The 15805-nt window shown below is 47.7% G+C and carries 14 protein-coding genes and 1 riboswitch; of the genes, 6 read left to right on the top strand and 8 right to left on the bottom strand.

The features are described 5' to 3' along the window. Positions 1–19: 19 nt before the first annotated feature. The gene (locus ACIFO6_RS14400; protein WP_430041327.1) at positions 20–1720 is read right to left on the bottom strand and encodes a glycoside hydrolase family 13 protein; all 1701 of its coding nucleotides are present in this window, start codon (positions 1718–1720) and stop codon (positions 20–22) included. Positions 1721–1993: 273 nt separating this feature from the next. On the opposite strand from ACIFO6_RS14400, the gene ACIFO6_RS14395 reads away from it, so the two are divergent. After that, positions 1994–3085: a hypothetical protein gene (locus ACIFO6_RS14395; protein WP_430041326.1), complete on the top strand. Its 1092-nt coding sequence runs from the start codon at positions 1994–1996 to the stop codon at positions 3083–3085. 104 nt (positions 3086–3189) lie between these two features. Here the strand turns inward: ACIFO6_RS14395 and ACIFO6_RS14390 are convergent, their stop codons facing one another. The 5 genes from ACIFO6_RS14390 to ACIFO6_RS14370 form a co-directional block, all read right to left on the bottom strand. Then, positions 3190–3351: a hypothetical protein gene (locus tag ACIFO6_RS14390; RefSeq protein ID WP_430041324.1), complete on the bottom strand. Its 162-nt coding sequence runs from the start codon at positions 3349–3351 to the stop codon at positions 3190–3192. Between the two features lie 17 nt (positions 3352–3368). Continuing rightward, entirely contained in the window at positions 3369–4526 is a 1158-nt protein-coding gene (locus ACIFO6_RS14385) for an SMP-30/gluconolactonase/LRE family protein (RefSeq protein ID WP_430041323.1), read from the bottom strand. A 541-nt stretch (positions 4527–5067) separates the two neighbouring features. Continuing rightward, positions 5068–6129, bottom strand: a complete 1062-nt coding sequence (locus ACIFO6_RS14380) for an EAL domain-containing protein (RefSeq protein ID WP_430041322.1) — start codon at positions 6127–6129, stop codon at positions 5068–5070. 219 nt (positions 6130–6348) lie between these two features. After that, positions 6349–8394, bottom strand: a complete 2046-nt coding sequence (locus ACIFO6_RS14375) for a bifunctional 2',3'-cyclic-nucleotide 2'-phosphodiesterase/3'-nucleotidase (RefSeq protein WP_430041391.1) — start codon at positions 8392–8394, stop codon at positions 6349–6351. A gap of 279 nt (positions 8395–8673) precedes the next feature. After that, complete coding sequence (locus ACIFO6_RS14370) at positions 8674–9108, bottom strand: pyridoxamine 5'-phosphate oxidase family protein (protein WP_430041321.1); 435 nt, start codon at positions 9106–9108, stop codon at positions 8674–8676. Between the two features lie 209 nt (positions 9109–9317). Then, positions 9318–9427: riboswitch (TPP riboswitch) on the top strand. Between the two features lie 204 nt (positions 9428–9631). Between ACIFO6_RS14370 and ACIFO6_RS14365 the strand changes: the two genes are divergently transcribed. The 5 genes from ACIFO6_RS14365 to ACIFO6_RS14345 all read left to right on the top strand — a co-directional run bounded on the left by ACIFO6_RS14365 (position 9632) and on the right by ACIFO6_RS14345 (position 13863). Further along, the gene (locus tag ACIFO6_RS14365; protein ID WP_430041319.1) at positions 9632–10678 is read left to right on the top strand and encodes an ABC transporter substrate-binding protein; all 1047 of its coding nucleotides are present in this window, start codon (positions 9632–9634) and stop codon (positions 10676–10678) included. A 266-nt stretch (positions 10679–10944) separates the two neighbouring features. Continuing rightward, the gene (locus ACIFO6_RS14360) at positions 10945–11238 is read left to right on the top strand and encodes an MTH1187 family thiamine-binding protein (RefSeq protein WP_014279449.1); all 294 of its coding nucleotides are present in this window, start codon (positions 10945–10947) and stop codon (positions 11236–11238) included. After that, entirely contained in the window at positions 11235–12011 is a 777-nt protein-coding gene (locus tag ACIFO6_RS14355; RefSeq protein ID WP_430041317.1) for an ABC transporter permease, read from the top strand. Before ACIFO6_RS14360 ends, ACIFO6_RS14355 begins: the two co-directional genes overlap by 4 nt. A 45-nt stretch (positions 12012–12056) precedes the next feature. Continuing rightward, positions 12057–13016 (top strand): ABC transporter ATP-binding protein, encoded by a 960-nt coding sequence (locus tag ACIFO6_RS14350; RefSeq protein ID WP_430041316.1) that lies wholly within the window; start codon positions 12057–12059, stop codon positions 13014–13016. Then, positions 13009–13863, top strand: coding sequence for a TatD family hydrolase (locus ACIFO6_RS14345; protein ID WP_430041389.1), 855 nt, complete (start codon positions 13009–13011; stop codon positions 13861–13863). Before ACIFO6_RS14350 ends, ACIFO6_RS14345 begins: the two co-directional genes overlap by 8 nt. A 175-nt stretch (positions 13864–14038) precedes the next feature. On the opposite strand, the gene nfsA is transcribed toward ACIFO6_RS14345, so the two are convergent. Continuing rightward, a complete protein-coding gene (gene nfsA / locus ACIFO6_RS14340) occupies positions 14039–14782 on the bottom strand; it encodes an oxygen-insensitive NADPH nitroreductase (protein ID WP_430041314.1) in 744 nt (247 codons plus the stop codon). 306 nt (positions 14783–15088) lie between these two features. After that, positions 15089–15673 (bottom strand): DUF3226 domain-containing protein, encoded by a 585-nt coding sequence (locus ACIFO6_RS14335; protein ID WP_430041387.1) that lies wholly within the window; start codon positions 15671–15673, stop codon positions 15089–15091. Positions 15674–15805 lie beyond the last annotated feature (132 nt).

Genomic DNA, 15805 nt, shown 5'->3' with positions numbered 1-15805 from the left:
AAGGTAGGGGATCATATACTTATTCTAAGGTTAGCTTATACACCCTTGCTTCATAAGGGCGCAGCTTCAAAGCATGCAGATTCTCCCCTTGCGATGGTTCGTAGTTGGACAGAAGCAGCTCCGCTTTGGCGGCAGGATAGCCCTCCTCCTCAGGCCAGTGGAACATCGGTTCACGATCAAAGAAATTCAATATGACTAGCAGATGCTCCTTGCCCAACGTACGGGTAAACACATATAACTCGTTATCCAGCGGCAGCAGCAGCTTATATTCACCATAAACGATCACCTCATGTTGTTTACGCAGGGCAATCAGCTTACGATAATAGTGATAAATCGAATACGGGTTATGTCTTTCCGCCTCAGCGTGGATGTGCGTGTAATTATCGTTGATTTTCATCCACGGCTCTCCATCGGTAAACCCGGCTGCACGCCCTCCATTCCACTGCATGGGCGTCCGCGCATTATCCCGGCTTTTTCTCCAAATTGCCGCCATAATCTGCTTCTCCGGTTCGCCCAGCTTCCGCTGCTGCTCATAATAATTCAATGTCTCCACGTCCCGGTAATCATCAATCGACGGGTAAGCGATATTCGTCATGCCGATCTCCTCGCCCTGATAAATGTACGGCGTACCTTCAAGCATATGTATGAAGGTTGCCAGCATTTTAGCCGACTCCAATCGGTACTGTCCATCATTCCCGAATCGCGAGAGGGCGCGCGGCTGATCATGGTTGTTCAGATAATTCGCATTCCACCCCTCCTGATGAAGCACCGTCTGCCAGCTACTCATCATTTTTTTAAGCTCTACCAGTGTCCACGGCTTGGGTTTCCACTTTTCTGTTCCCTGTCCCTGGGCATCTATAAACATGTGTTCAAACTGGAAAACCATATTCAGCTCATGTCGCTGATCCCCCACATAATCGAGCGCCTGTTCAGGGCCCAAGCCTGATGTCTCACCGACGGTCATTAAGGGATACCGCTCCAGCACCCTTTCATTCAGCATGCGAAGAAGCACATGCACCTGTTCCAAATTGGAAAAAAGCTGATAGGCCCGTACCCATGTCCGTTTCTCGGGATTATCGGCGTCCGGCAGCCCTTCCGCTTTGACAATATGGGCAATGGCGTCAAATCGGAAGCCATCGACTCCCTTTTTCAGCCACCATTCCACCATGCGGTACAGTTCAGCGACCATTTCTTCATTGTTCCAATTAAGGTCCGGCTGATGCTCGGAATACAGATGCATGTAATATTCGTCTGTAAGCTTGTCATATTTCCACACAGAACCGGAAAAATACGATTCCCAATTGTTCGGATATCCGCCATTTTTGCCTGTTCGCCATATGTAGTAGTCTCGTTTCGGATTATCCTTGGACGAGCGAGATTCCGTAAACCACGGATGCTCATCCGATGTGTGGTTTAAGACCAGATCCATCATAATTTTAATGCCTCGTTCATGCGCCTTGTGAAGGAGTTTATCAAAATCCTCCATCGTCCCGAACTCATCCATAATGGCATAATAATCGCTAATATCGTAGCCGTTATCATAATTGGGCGATTTGTACACCGGACAAATCCAGATGACATCAATGCCCAGTTCACTCAGATAGTCCAGCCTGGACAGAATACCCTGTAAATCTCCTTTTCCGTCTCCATCCGAATCCTGAAAGCTAATCGGATAAATCTGATACACAACGACTTCCTTCCACCATATCTTTTTAGGCATGTTTTCCTCCTGTGGTTTCTCTGTACATCCAATAGCATATGCTCTTAACATACACGCAATACCTGCGGGCGAATCGTTGGTGTCACGCGGAAAAGGAAGTTTGAAGCTTGCTTCGACGCAATCGCAGAGCCATGATGAGGCATTCAGATTTTTTTGAATTTTTTTTAAAAAAAACAGGTTGTAAAAGTTACTCTGGCGTTATCTATATATATGAACCGCCCATATCCATGAGCCAGAAGCGGTCCCATTCTCTAAATCAAAGGAGGAACTCACATGAACCATCGCCCCAAAGAGACAAAGGATCTGATTGTGGAGTCGGCTGTGATCCCGCCAAATATCAATGTGGATGTGGAATCAGCCACCGAAGGGGGAAAGCGCCGCCTGATGCTTAGCGATAACCCGGAGACGCTCACCTCCGTGACTGTACCTGTACGGCAAGCCACCCTGTGGCATGACGTAGTACGCACAACAACCCGGACGGTCAAGCATCGCATTTTCGGCTGGCATTACAACAAAATTGGCGCCCCCGTCAAACTGGGCATCACCGTAGAGAACAAAAGCGATGCTGCGCTGGAGGTACGTCATATCGAGCGGGCTTTAGAGATCGCACCTGAGGATGGTAACTGGATTATGGATGTCGGGCAGTCTATTGCCAAAAGCTGTGTGGCGGGTACGATGAAGCGATTGAAGCCGGTAGACCGTCATAAATTAGGCAAAGGTACAGCGCTGCTGGAAGAATTCGAGCTGCCAGAAGGATCGCTGGCCGGATTCACCTATGATCTCACTGTGGAATATGCCGAAGGCCACGGTACGTTGAACTATGTAATCCGCACCGTGGTCAGCAAGGATATACAGACCGACCTGCGCGAGATTCATGCGGAGCCGCTACCACCCGTACCGCCGCCGCAGGCGCATCCGCGCGGTACATGGTCCTTTTCCGAAACAAACGCGCGGATGCCGGAGTACGTGGTCGGGCAAAGCGCTAACTACCGAGCATGTGCCACCAAAAAATTGAACGGTGAGACTCCCGCCGATCTACTATTTACTGGGGCTCGCAGCGAGCTAAGCCCTGGGCTTGATAATCGTGGACAATTCGGTGTCATATATAACGCTACGATTCCCATCGTCAACGACGGTCACGAGAAACGTACGGTCCGCATCTACGCCAATCCGCGTGGGGGAGCGTTCGCCGGGTCTGTGCGTGTGGATGATCATGTATATGGTATCCCTCTGCTACGAGATAATACCAAGGTATGTCGATTGGCTGATATCAGCGTGCCCCCCGGCAAGTCCAGCTATTCTCTAAGTTTTATGATTGCAGGCAGTGCAACCACGCCGTTGGGCCTGTACGTCATCACACTATAGCTATACAGTTTTAAAATTTATTGGACAGTGTACGCTTCGTCATTAGTGTAAAAAAAAGCGCGAGTCCAAGGGTTATTTTCCCCCTGTAACTTGCGCTTTTTGGATTAGCAGAATACATACCGCTCTATTTGAACCGCTGGACCTGCCTCGAAGGCATAATGGTCAACTCCGGAATGTTGACATGCTCCGGCTGCTCCAGTGCATAAAGGGCAGCCCGCCAGGCTTTCCTTCGCTTTCCAGGATAATTTCAACTCATCCAATATCATGTTTAACCCTCCCAAGCTTATTTGGTTAAAAGCACGCGATGAACACCCTGACTGCCTCCAGGAGCTGTGCCTATATATAAATATCCGTCATGGTTTACAGCCGTGGTTATGCCATAAAGCGAGCCTTCAGGATCATGCCAGCTTCCGATGAGTTTACCCTGTGGATGAAGCTCCAAAGCAAGCCCATGCTTCACAGGTGCGCTTGCACCGCTGAGCAGCGATTGAGGCAATTTGGCCATCATTCCAGCTAGCCAAGGACTTTTATGCATCTGATCTACAAAGGGAATACGTGTTGTGAAGAGACCGACCCAGAAATGGCCTTGATCATCACGCGTAATGTTATCCGGAAAACCGGCGAGATTATCCGCAAAAATATCCGAAGTCCCCTTTTTCGGTCCTTTGAGCCAGTATCTGGTCAATTGATAGTGATACGACTCTGCCACAAGCACAAAATCTTCGTCCGCAGACAGGGCAACCCCGTTCGCAAAATATAGGCCTTCCAACAGAACTGTCGTCTGCTTGGTCGCCGGATCATATTTTAGCAAACGTCCATGTGGCTTGTTCTCGGCGATTTCTTTGAAAACTACACTGCCATAATTGGAGGTGTCAGAAAAATAAATAGTGCCGTCTTTGGCAATATCCAGCTCATTGGCCAAATAGATCGGTGTGCCGTCGACTTGATCGGCCAACACCGTCACGTTTCCGGAAGGATCTACTGACAGCAGCCCCTTCTTAACATCCGTAACAATCAGATTTCCGCTTGCGTCAAACATAAGTCCATTGGGCGTCCCTTTGGTATCTGCATATAGCTGGGCCTTTTGCGGATTGCCCTTTGTATCAAAGGCAACCTTATAAATTTTCCCGTCGGAGTCTCCCGTATATAAATTTCCTTTCTTATCAAAAGTGATAAATTCCGGAAACTTAGGGGCATCTGTAACAAGCTCTGCGGAGCTAAGTTTATTGTTTTGTTGCCATGGCCCCGCTTCTTCAAAAGAGGGGGGTGAAGGTGCAAGCCATTTTGCAGGTTGGACAGGGGAAGGGATGAGCATAAAAGTAACCACTCCCAGAAGGATGACCACCAGCAGCGACAATCCGGTTCTTCGTACCCATCTACGCGGCTTCTTATTTTTTCTTCCTTGAGAATCTTTGACAGACAAATCAGGTTTACTGGGCATTAGAGTGCCTCCTAAGTGATGTGAATAATATTTAGATTTGAACGACGATTTTACCGAAATAATGCTTTCCTTCAGCTATAAAGTGCGAAGGCTTCGCCGATTTGGCTGAGCGGGAATACCCGGTCGATGACAGGATGTAAACGATGGCGAGAAATGGTCAAGCCCGGTAAGAACCCGACCATGCTCACAGTCCGTCCCTACGAGTATGTCGAGTTACGCAAGGCTAATTCTTCAAAGCCAAAACCGTTTTTCAGTTGCACTGCTTTCATTTTGGTTATCCTCCCTGCAATTTTTAACTTTTTACTCACCATGGATACACTGTACTGCAAAAGAAACGATGTTTCCTATAAAATACACTGTATCCGATTGTCTTCAAAACGTCAATCTTTACTGATAGCTTTCGCTTGCCCATTACTTGCTCAGGTAGGCAAGCATAGACCAAAAAACGCGAGTTGCAGGGGTGAAAAAACCTCTGCAACTCGCGTTTTTTACATTAATGGTGATATAAGCACTGTCTAATACGGTTTATATTTGTATCTGACTACATTACGCTATTAAGCATAAAATTGGAGGGCGGACTCGACTCCGGCTTGCCAAACAAATAACCCTGAGCCAGCGATACTCCTGCTTCACGACAAAACTCAAAATCTTCCATCTGCTCGACTCCTTCAGCCAGTACTTGCCCGCCAAAATGAAAAGCCGATTCCACGATCCCCGTAATTTGTCGTTGCTGGTCGCTGTTACGGTAGCAGCCATTAATTAAACTCCGGTCAATTTTCACATAATCCGGCTGGAGCCGATTCATCAGCTCTGTCGTAGAATAACCCGCTCCCACGTCATCCAATGCCACCGAAATTCCACGCTTACGATATTGCTCAAAAATATGATTTAAAAAATTCAGATCATTTATTTCTTCCGTCTCTACAACTTCAAATACAAAATCCTCCGTATTCATGGACAACCGATCAATCGTCTCAAAGGTTTGATTCAAACAGTAGGTCGGATTATAAATGGTGGAAGGAAGAAAGTTAATAAAACGTTTGATTCCCGCAGGAAGGCATGTTGCACTTTTTTCAATCGCAGAAATACGGGCCGACCGATCCAGATGTGCGTGTAATCCGGCTTCACGTGCGGTTTCAAACAGCCGAAAAGGCTGAAAGGATCTCTGTGGATGTGACGGACGCAACAAAAATTCAAACCCGATAATGTCCAGCTTGTGGTCAATAATAGGCTGCATATGGCTGGAAAAGCTTTGATCCACAATAACATTCATGACATCTGGATGCTTGATTCGTGCTTGCAGTTGACTGAATGGAAGCCAGTCCTCATATCCTTCGACAGAAAACGATCCGGCCACCACGACCTCCATATGTAACAACCATTCCTTCGGCAGAAAAGCAAGCCTATCCATCAACTGCTCCAGCTCCGCAGGACTGTCATAACGCAACGTAATGCCGTCCTCGCGCCCTTGTTCCTGTTTCCTTTGTTCCGACAGCAAACCCAAGTTACCCAGCACTTGAGTAAGCGACACCCTCGAATGCCTGATTTTCAGCAATCCCTGGTCCTTAATAGGTAATATGATGCTGCAATTGCTGCAAGTCATAATGGTCCTCCTCGGAACAATTTTCCGATTTTTTCACCATTATATCACAAATAACTAGAACAAAAGAACTATATAAATACGTGTTTTAACAAAAAATAAAGTCTTTTGCACCAATTATAAATTCAAGTGCCGTTATACGTGGAACCAAAAAGCAGCAAGTCTCTCGGCTACGGAGACTTGCTGCTTCATTTTGAATTTAAATGGACCAGAAACCCAGACTTATTTGGAAGCCTTTGGTTTGGTGGTTTTAGCTGGTTGAGCTACCGCAGGTTTGGTCGCTTTTACGGCTGGCTTCGCTGTTGCTTTCGCTGAAGTGACTGTTTCCTTTACAGGAGTTGTTGCTGCATTGGGCTTCGCGCCAGCTTTAAGACTATATTTGGCAAAGCCATCAGCCGCACTGCCAAGGAATGAGATTTTCTGGTTTCCGGCAAGTACGTCTTTTGCATCAGGCGAGGATTCGAAGGTAACCTTAGCCTCACCGAAAGGAGCAATAGACCAGTTGCCGTCCGCAGCCGGATTAATCGTTCCGTTCGTACGGATGTAATCAATAACGACTTGGCGGCTTTCGTCCGGTGCTGCCATCACAATACGTTTGCCATCCGGATTCGCCAGTTTGGATGAGGAAGCACGATAGTTGTTGGTCGCTACGATAAATTTCTGTGCAGGATCAATTGCTTTCCCGTTGTATTGTAAATCCTTGATACGATGAGCAGAAGGATTAATAACGGTTCCCTTCGCATCATATCGTGCAGGCTGAGTCACATCAATCTGGTACTTTACACCGTCAATGACATCAAAATTGTAGGTAGGGAAATCTTTGTTAATCAGCGATTGTTCATCGGTTTTCTTTGGATCGATAGGGTTGAACTGGCCAGCAGACCACTCCAGCCATTCCTGAATTTCAGCACCGGTAACTTCTACGGCTTGAACTGTGTTCGGGTACACGTACAGATCGGACACGTTTTTAATGGCTATCGTGCCTTCAGGAATGTTGGTGTAATACTCAGCACCGTTTCGACCACCAGCCTTGAATGGAGCGCCAGCCGACAATACGGGAAGATTTTCGTATTCGGTCCCTTTAAGATGGTTTTGTACATACCATTTTTGTGCATTCGTCACGATCTGAATGGATGGATCATCCTGAACTAATGCAAAATAACTGTTAATCGGTGCGGTCGTGGTTCCTACTGGTTGACGAACATAATCCAGCGTTCCTGTATGCTCTTCATTGATCGCATCTGTCAGTTTGAATTCGGGTTTGATCTGCGCAGTCTGATTTTTGGTATTCACAACCGGACGTACTTCCGACTGAGAGTTGGTTACATTCCACACGCGGTTTTTCTTTTCCAGGCTCAGGTCAATAATGCCCAGTTCCTTGCCCCATGAGGAAGCTTCCACAGCTGGTACACCATTAATCGTTCCTTTATCCAGGTCTACACCACTCATTTCTTTAAAATCAGGGCCGGGGAAGGATTTATGCGCATGTCCAAACAGAATAGCGTTAATTCCGTCCACCTTGCTCAAATATTTAACGGCATTTTCCATCATCGGAGTTTGTGGTACATCCTCATAACCTGTGTGTGCCAGCACAATAATAATGTCAGCACCCTCGGTTTTCATTTGAGGAATAAACTTTTTCGCCGTTTCCACAATATCCTTGGTAACGACCTTCCCCTTCAAATTGCCTTCATCCCACTGCGTAATTTGGGGCGTTACCAAGCCAATCACGCCCACTCTGAGTGGATGAATTTGACCCTTTTCATCCGTCACTTCTTTATCAAGAATCCGATAAGGGGTAAAATAATTTTTAGTTCCTTGGCCCCCATCATCGTAATACACGTTCGCATTTACGTAAGGGAAATCGGCTCCCTTGAGTGATCTTTCCAGAAAGTCGAGACCATAGTTAAATTCGTGATTCCCCACCGTAGCCGCATCATAGCCCATCAAGTTCATCATCTTGTAGACCGGATGGACTCCGCCCTCTTTCTCGAAGGCTTTGCTTCTGGCCATATAATCACCTAGTGGATTGCCCTGCAACAAGTCGCCGTTATCGAACAACAGGCTGTTTCTTGTTTCACTGCGCGCCTGCTGAATCAGTCCAGCTGTGTTAATCAAGCCATATTCATTCGTTTCCCTGTCCGCATAGTAATCGTAATTCATCAAGGCCGCATGAATATCTGTTGTTTCCATGATGCGCAAATTCACTGTACCGCTATCCTTGGATTCGCTGGCAGCCCAGGACGGAGCGGCCGAAAACACCAGCATGCTACAGGCTACAACTACTGCTGTAAGCCCTCTAAAGCATTTTTTATGAAATATCAAAATATATCCCTCCTCATTAAGGTGTAGGCGTCATACACATGCTTTTGCACATATATGTAAGCTTTGAACCCACCATTCCTATTTTAATCCAATGACGGACAAATGAGTAGTCATTTACTCCATTTATTTATGAAAAAATAATTAATTTTCCGTAAACTTAAAAAACCAGCAAACCTCCCAAATAACTCGGAGAATTGCTGGTTTCCTCATATTCTAACCGTTCTATTTCTCCCAAACCTGACGTCCGTTTTGCTTACCCATATACTCAATACGAGTCGGATTCACATCCAGAATGACATAATCGGGGTCATCTGGGCCAGAAAACCATTCCTTTAGCGAATCATTCCACACTTGTTTACGGAGTTCCTCGTCAGCTGTTACCCGGACAGTAGCCTCAACCTCCACGACTTCCTTCGTACCGCCAACCTCATAGCCCAGCAGCAGATAAGCGTTTGGATTATCCTTCAGCTCTTCCACCTTATGTGTTTTGCGATCTGTCGCGAGATGAATGTTCAGCCCTTCGTTAAAAAGAGCCATATAGCGTACCTTCGGCTTGCCGCCCTCCACCGTACCCAACGAGCAAAATTTGTTGTTATCCAAAGCCTTTACAATGGCTTGTTCCAGTTGGCTGCGATCCAATGTTTCCGTTTTACCCACGGTACAACAACTCCTTTTCGCAAATTAGAATTCCTGTGAATGCCATGCCTTGAACCGAAGGATCATAGTCATTTTCAGAACAAAGCTCACAATAAAAGTGTACCCTGACGTGCGGCAAATGAACCGTCACTTCTTCCCCCATGCTGGACAGACCCGCCTTCTAGGCATATAATCGTCGTAGTAAACCCGAATGAATAACCCATTTGACTATACAATGCCAGGGGTGCTGGAATCGGCCGGCTGAGAGTGTGTCCCAAGACACTGACCCTTACAACCTGATCTGGGTAATGCCAGCGTAGGAATGCTTAAGCAAGATGCGCCCCCTTTTTCTTACTACGGTGGGCCATCCCTTACTTTGGTATATACAAGCGCAAGCGTCCCGGAACATCGGGGCGCTTTTTTTTGTTGAGGATGATGTTGTTGTTGGAACAGATAGCGTCCGGCAGAAGTTATTTTTGTAAAATGGGAAACATAAGCTGTCTGATCCGACGGATTACGGGTAATAAAAGGAGAGAAAACAACGATGAAGCGCATGAAAATGTTAAGCCTGGGGCTGATCAGCCTGTTGCTCATGACCCTGACTCTGACCGCCTGCGGCGGAAGCTCCTCCTCTGCGCCACAAGGTGCGGCTCCTGCCGCCAATACCCAAGCGACCTCCCCGACCAAGGGACTCCAGGATGTAAAAGTCGTGCTCGACTGGACGCCAAATACGAATCATACGGGACTCTATGTCGCCAAGGACAAAGGATTTTACGAAAAAGCAGGCTTGAATGTCCAGATCGTTCAGCCCGGTTCGGGCGGAGCCGATCAAATGGTTGCTTCCAATGCTGTACCTTTTGGTATCAGTTATCAGGAGGGCGTCACACAAGCTCGTACGCAAGGGGTACCGCTCGTATCCATCGCTGCGGTCATTCAGCATAATACATCAGGCTTCGCAGCCCCGGTTGACCGCGGGATTAAGAGCCCGAAGGATTTTGAAGGTAAAAAATACGGCGGCTGGGGTTCGCCCGTAGAAGAAGCGGTCATGAAATCCATCATGGACGCAGACAAGAGCGATGTAAGCAAGGTGAAGATCATTAACATGGGCAATGCCGATTATTTTACAGCCGTGAAGCGGGATATCGACTTTGCCTGGATTTTCTACGCATGGACCGGGATTGAAGCCCAACTACGGGGTGAACCACTGGATATGCTGTATGTAAAAGATTATTCCAAAAGTCTGGATTACTATACACCCGTCATCGTGAGCAACGAACAGACCATTAAAAATGATCCCGAGCTGGTCAAGTCCTTCATGGACGCGACCGCCCAAGGCTATGAATATACCATCGCTCACCCGGAAGAAGCCGCAGACATCTTGACCAAAGCGGTTCCGGAACTGGATAAAAAGCTGGTACTCGCCAGCCAAAAATGGCTAAGCCCGCGTTATCAGGACGATGCCGCCCAATGGGGCGTACAAAAAACGGAGGTCTGGAAAAACTACTCGGACTGGATGTACGAGCGCAAGCTGCTCAGCAAGCCTTTGGAAGTCAATAAAGCCTTCACCAACGACTTCCTGCCCAAGCGCTGATCTTGTAAATCGAGCTTAAAAGTAGCCTTTGCGCCACTACGCAGTCGGATGGTGCTTCGCTTGTAAAGCACCATTCCGCCTACTTCGTTCTTATGCTTGTTTCGCTTTTATAAAAATGCCACACCAATAAAACCCAAAAATATGGTGCTTTTAAGGCGGTTGGCAGCGTAGCGTTACATTTGAATCTGAAGAAGCGAAGCGGTCTCCCCCCCTTAAACCACCATATTTCCCTAAAAACACTCCAAATAAAGGACAGGTGAATTCACATGGCTAACACACTGCTCAGTATTCAAGTAATTCCTAAAACCCCCAATAACGAGGACTCTTACGCATATGTAGATAAGGCAATTGAAGTTATTCAGCGCTCCGGTGTCAAACATCAGGTGAACCCATTGGATACGACCATGGAAGGCGAGCTGGACGAGCTGCTAAAGGTGGTTAAAGAAATGCACGAGGCACTGACAGAAGCAGGCAGTCCAAGCATCATTTCACAAATCAAAATCGCACATAACCCGCAGGGCATCAGCATGGATAAGCTGACCGAGAAATATCGCCCATGAATCCGAAAGGCAAAAACGCTTCTTGGTGGAAAAGCGTATGGCCGCCCCTTGTGGCGGTCCTCTTCTTTTTAGCCGCCTGGCAGGGAGCGGTTTCCTATTTACATGTTGAATCCTGGCTACTGCCAGCTCCGTCCCTAATCGTGCAGGAAGGAATGGCCCAGTCGGCGCTACTTGGCGCCCATACTTGGGCTACCGTTCGCTTAACGCTGGCGGGATTTACGATCGGCACAGCAACGGGATTATTGATTGCCATTGTTCTTCATACCATCCCTTTTCTCAAATCGGCTCTGTATCCGCTGCTCATTCTTAGTCAAAACATTCCGACCATCGCTCTCGGCCCGTTGCTGATGGTGTGGTTTGGTTTTGGCGTGTTGCCCAAGCTGATGGTTATTACACTGGTCTGCTTTTTTCCTGTGGCTGTAGCGGCCATGGACGGGCTGACGAGGACGGACCGCACGATGATGAGCTATATGCGCATGTCGGGCGCAGGCCGCATGACTATTTTCATGAAGCTGGAGCTGCCGCATTCCCTGCCACAAGTATTTTCGGGCATCAAGATTGCCGCCACATACAGCGTAATGGGCGCGATCATTGCGGAATGGATCGGCGCCAGTGAAGGAATTGGATATTATATGAACCTGCAAAAGTCGGCCTACCGCACGGATCTGATTTTTGCCGCCATTGGCATTATTGTTACACTTAGTTTGTTAATGTTCGTAGCTATTCTACTGCTGGAAAAATGGCTGGTACGTTGGAAACCCGACCAGGAATAGCTTCCAAGTGGAATCAAAGGATACCAAAGAAAGGACGTGGCATGTATGAGTCTGCATCCTACTAACTTATCACCGCAAAATATGGCTGATGAAAAACGAGTCCAACGAGCCGTGGAACCGCAGGAGCATTCTTCCACTTCTCCAGCCTTGGAACTGGACGGTATTAGCCTGGCCTTCCGGGAAAAGCGAAGCCCGCTGCCTGTATTGCAGGATGTATCCTTGAGCGTTCGACCTGGGGAATTCGTCTCCCTGATCGGCCCGTCCGGCAGCGGCAAAAGCACACTGTTTCACATCATCGGCGGGCTGCTCAAGCCCCAGCAGGGGCACATCCGTATGCACGGACAGGACGTGACCGGCGAACGCGGGCATATCAGCTATATGCCCCAGCAGCCCGCGCTTTTCCCGTGGCGTACCACGCTGGACAACGTGCTGCTCGGGCAGGAAAATGCGCGGCGTAAAGATACAACAGCGCAGCCTCGGCACAGCAGCGAACGCGAACGCCGTAAGGAAGCCCTGCAATGGCTGGAGCAGGTTGGGCTTGGCCCATTCGCTAAGGCGTATCCGCATACGCTCTCTGGCGGCATGCAGCAACGGGCGGCTTTCCTGCGCGCGCTACTCAGTCCGCAAGAGCTGATGCTACTGGATGAGCCGTTCAGCGCACTGGACGCGCTGACGCGCGGAGACATGCAACAATGGCTCCTGCGGATGTGGGAGAAGAACCGCCGCTCTGTGCTGTTTATTACCCACAGCATTGAGGAAGCGTTGCTGCTCTCCGACCGTATCTATGTACTGTCGGCGCGACCTGCTTCGGTGATACACATCGTAGACGTTCCCTTCCCTCGCCCTCGCAGGGAAGAAATCACCATCGACCCGCGCTTTATCGAATGGAAGCGGAAAATGACAGGCTGGATGCGCGAGGAAAAGTACAGACTGGAAGGCGACATGGACAACACTGGAGGCGTCCGTGAGGATGCTTCAGGTAATGGGGCAAGCCGTTATGAATGACTCGAAGAATAAGAAACTGGACACGGCAGCGCCAACGACGACGCCAGTACCGGCGCCTCTAATCGACGCGCACATTCATGTGGATGGCTATCCGTCCGAGCAGCAAGAGCTATTGCTCGCTTCGCTTGCAGATAGCAGCGTCGAAGCCGTCATAGCCGTGTCCATGCATCTCGCCTCCAGCCGGGCCAATTTGTGCTTATCTGAGCGTTTTCCCGGGCTGGTACGACCCGCCTTTGGCTTTCATCCCGAACAGCCTCTTCCATCGCAAGCTGAGCTCGATCTGTTATTCAACTGGATGGACAAGCATGCAGAGCATATGGTCGCCATAGGTGAGGTCGGCTTGCCCTACTATAATCGGCTGGAAGCCTTGGAGAGAGCCGTTTCCTTTGACCTTGCTCCTTACATAGAACTGCTGGAACGTTTTGTCCGATTTGCGGGAAAACATAACAAGCCGATTGTACTGCATGCCGTCTATGAGGACGCGGACATTGCCTGCGACTTACTGGAACGCCACGGCGTTACGCAGGCGCATTTCCATTGGTTTAAAGGCTCTCCCGCCACGACCGAACGCATGGCCCGTAACGGCTATTATGTCTCCTTCACACCGGATCTCTTGTATGAGGATGAAATCCGAGGCTTGGCAATACAGTATCCATCCGGGCAGGTGATGGCGGAAACGGACGGCCCTTGGCCCTTTGAGGGGCCTTTTTCCGGACAACAGACCCATCCATGCATGACCGCCGAAGTCATTCGGGCGTATAGCAGGCTGACAGGTCAAAATGAAACTGTCGTTCGGCAATTATTTTATGACAATACGAGACGCTTTTACGCATTGTCTAATTTATAAAGCCATATCAGCTATTCCCTGAAAAGATATACAAGCCAGCTTACAACAAAAACAAAGAACCTCCTATTACGCGGACTTCATCATGCGCAAAAGGAGATTCTTTGTATTTTTCAAACATACCTATGGCTCATGCCATTTATATGTTGCTGCGTTATTTTTATCGCTTACCCGACCTTTATTGCTTCAAAAATCCCTTTTGCTCCAAAAAAGACTTCATCTGCAAACGTGCAGGCTCGGTCAGTCTTGCTGCCATTTGCTCTGACCATGGAGTAGACCGCTGGCCACCTGTGCGTTCCTTCAAATATTCAGCCGATGTGTGATCATACAGATCCACAGCTTTCATCGTCTGATTTTTGTCGTAGCCGTTCATATGCAAAACACCGGACAGCGGAAGACGTGGACGTAAGCTCCCTTCCTGATCCGGTACACCAATACACATGCCGAACACCGGATATACCAGCTCAGGCAATCCCAACAGCTCGGATACCTCGGCTATTTTTGTACGGATGCCCCCGATGTAGACCATGCCCAAACCGAGTGATTCGGCGGCCACGGCTGCATTCTGTGCAGCTAACGCGGCATCAATGGTCGCAACCGTGTAATTTTCGACGGAACCTTCATAGGAGGACTTGCCCGGTTGATGATGAACCGTGACCTGCTTCAAGCGGTACAAATCTGCACACCACACAAGGAACGCCGGGCATTGCTCAACGTAAGCCTGACCACCTGCCAACTCAGCCAGTTTTGTTTTCAAAGAAGGCTCTGTAACGGCAATGACGGTATAAGCCTGTACATTGCTGGACGAGGAAGCCATCTGGCCTGCTGCCACAATAGCTGCGAGCTGCTCGTCGGTAACGGCATCTGACTTGAATTTTCGTACAGACCGATGATTCATCAACAAGGAAATCGTATCATTCATGACTGCTTCACTCCTAATCCATAATATAAGCTTTTTATCTGTGTCAAGCTGTGCGTATACGAAGAGGTTTTGCATGTTTGCATGGCATTACTACAAGTATTATGAAACTTTCGGGAATGATAAGCAACTATAAGCCATTTAGCAAGGAAGGATTCTATGAAAAAGGGCTGAACATAACAAAAAAGCAAGCACTCAGGAGGTTAATCCTTGTTTACTTGCTAAAAAAATGGTCTATTTGTATTCTAATAATGTCGCTGCCCAAATCTTATAAATATCTATATGAGTCAAAGTTCTTTCTACATTCACTCAGTACCTTAGTAAGTTTTTCAAAAAGTCAGTAATTTCTTTGACTGGTATCAGGACCAATGTGCTTGAGGAAATCCAATCATTGTCTTGTATAGAGACTTGATTTGCTTTTCCTGGTTTTAAAATATTAGCTATGCAACCAACTACAACTTTTGCCTCGTCTGTTACTCCCCAATTATGTCTATACTGGTCATCGATATTATTCACATAGTTTAAGGCACCTTTTAAAATCTCTGGATACACAACTTCAGCACACTGAATTAATGCATCCTCCAATGTGCCTTTATCTCTATTATTAGGGAAAACATGTATTCCTATACGAGGGATATTTTCTATAATCTCACCTGGATATCCTATATTCGAAAACGCTAAGTCGTCATCTCCTAAAGTCTGAATGATATTTTGACAACTTATCTTGGCTTCTTCATCATCCGCGTCAATCAGAACGCCAACTGCACTTAAAAAACCATTTTCCTTCCGCAAAATATTTAACAAAGTTAACCTCAGCACTTTAGCTATTTTGGTTATTCCTCCGGCAGAGTGTACAGCGACTGACAAGTTGTTGCTCTGAAAGAAAACTGGAATAGAAACTCTTTTTAGTAAATCGCCTTCAGGAGGAAAGTTCTTTGGTATTATATCTAGTCAGTACTCGTCTAATTTAGAAAGTTGTTGAACTCTTTTAAAACCATTCGATTTCAAGACTTTCCCCACTACTTC

This window comes from Paenibacillus sp. NRS-1781, assembly GCF_050467745.1.
Classification (GTDB): Bacteria; Bacillota; Bacilli; order Paenibacillales; family Paenibacillaceae; genus Paenibacillus; species Paenibacillus terrae_A.
This window is presented reverse-complemented; position numbering and strand designations above follow the sequence as displayed.

Coding starts and splice junctions, on each gene's coding strand:
- ACIFO6_RS14400 (WP_430041327.1), bottom strand. CDS start 1,720: ATGCCTAAAAAGATATGGTGGAAGGAAGTCGTTGTGTATCAGATTTAT.
- ACIFO6_RS14395 (WP_430041326.1), top strand. CDS start 1,994: ATGAACCATCGCCCCAAAGAGACAAAGGATCTGATTGTGGAGTCGGCT.
- ACIFO6_RS14390 (WP_430041324.1), bottom strand. CDS start 3,351: ATGATATTGGATGAGTTGAAATTATCCTGGAAAGCGAAGGAAAGCCTG.
- ACIFO6_RS14385 (WP_430041323.1), bottom strand. CDS start 4,526: ATGCCCAGTAAACCTGATTTGTCTGTCAAAGATTCTCAAGGAAGAAAA.
- ACIFO6_RS14380 (WP_430041322.1), bottom strand. CDS start 6,129: ATGACTTGCAGCAATTGCAGCATCATATTACCTATTAAGGACCAGGGA.
- ACIFO6_RS14375 (WP_430041391.1), bottom strand. CDS start 8,394: ATGCTGGTGTTTTCGGCCGCTCCGTCCTGGGCTGCCAGCGAATCCAAG.
- ACIFO6_RS14365 (WP_430041319.1), top strand. CDS start 9,632: ATGAAGCGCATGAAAATGTTAAGCCTGGGGCTGATCAGCCTGTTGCTC.
- ACIFO6_RS14360 (WP_014279449.1), top strand. CDS start 10,945: ATGGCTAACACACTGCTCAGTATTCAAGTAATTCCTAAAACCCCCAAT.
- ACIFO6_RS14355 (WP_430041317.1), top strand. CDS start 11,235: ATGAATCCGAAAGGCAAAAACGCTTCTTGGTGGAAAAGCGTATGGCCG.
- ACIFO6_RS14350 (WP_430041316.1), top strand. CDS start 12,057: ATGAGTCTGCATCCTACTAACTTATCACCGCAAAATATGGCTGATGAA.
- ACIFO6_RS14345 (WP_430041389.1), top strand. CDS start 13,009: ATGAATGACTCGAAGAATAAGAAACTGGACACGGCAGCGCCAACGACG.
- nfsA (WP_430041314.1), bottom strand. CDS start 14,782: ATGAATGATACGATTTCCTTGTTGATGAATCATCGGTCTGTACGAAAA.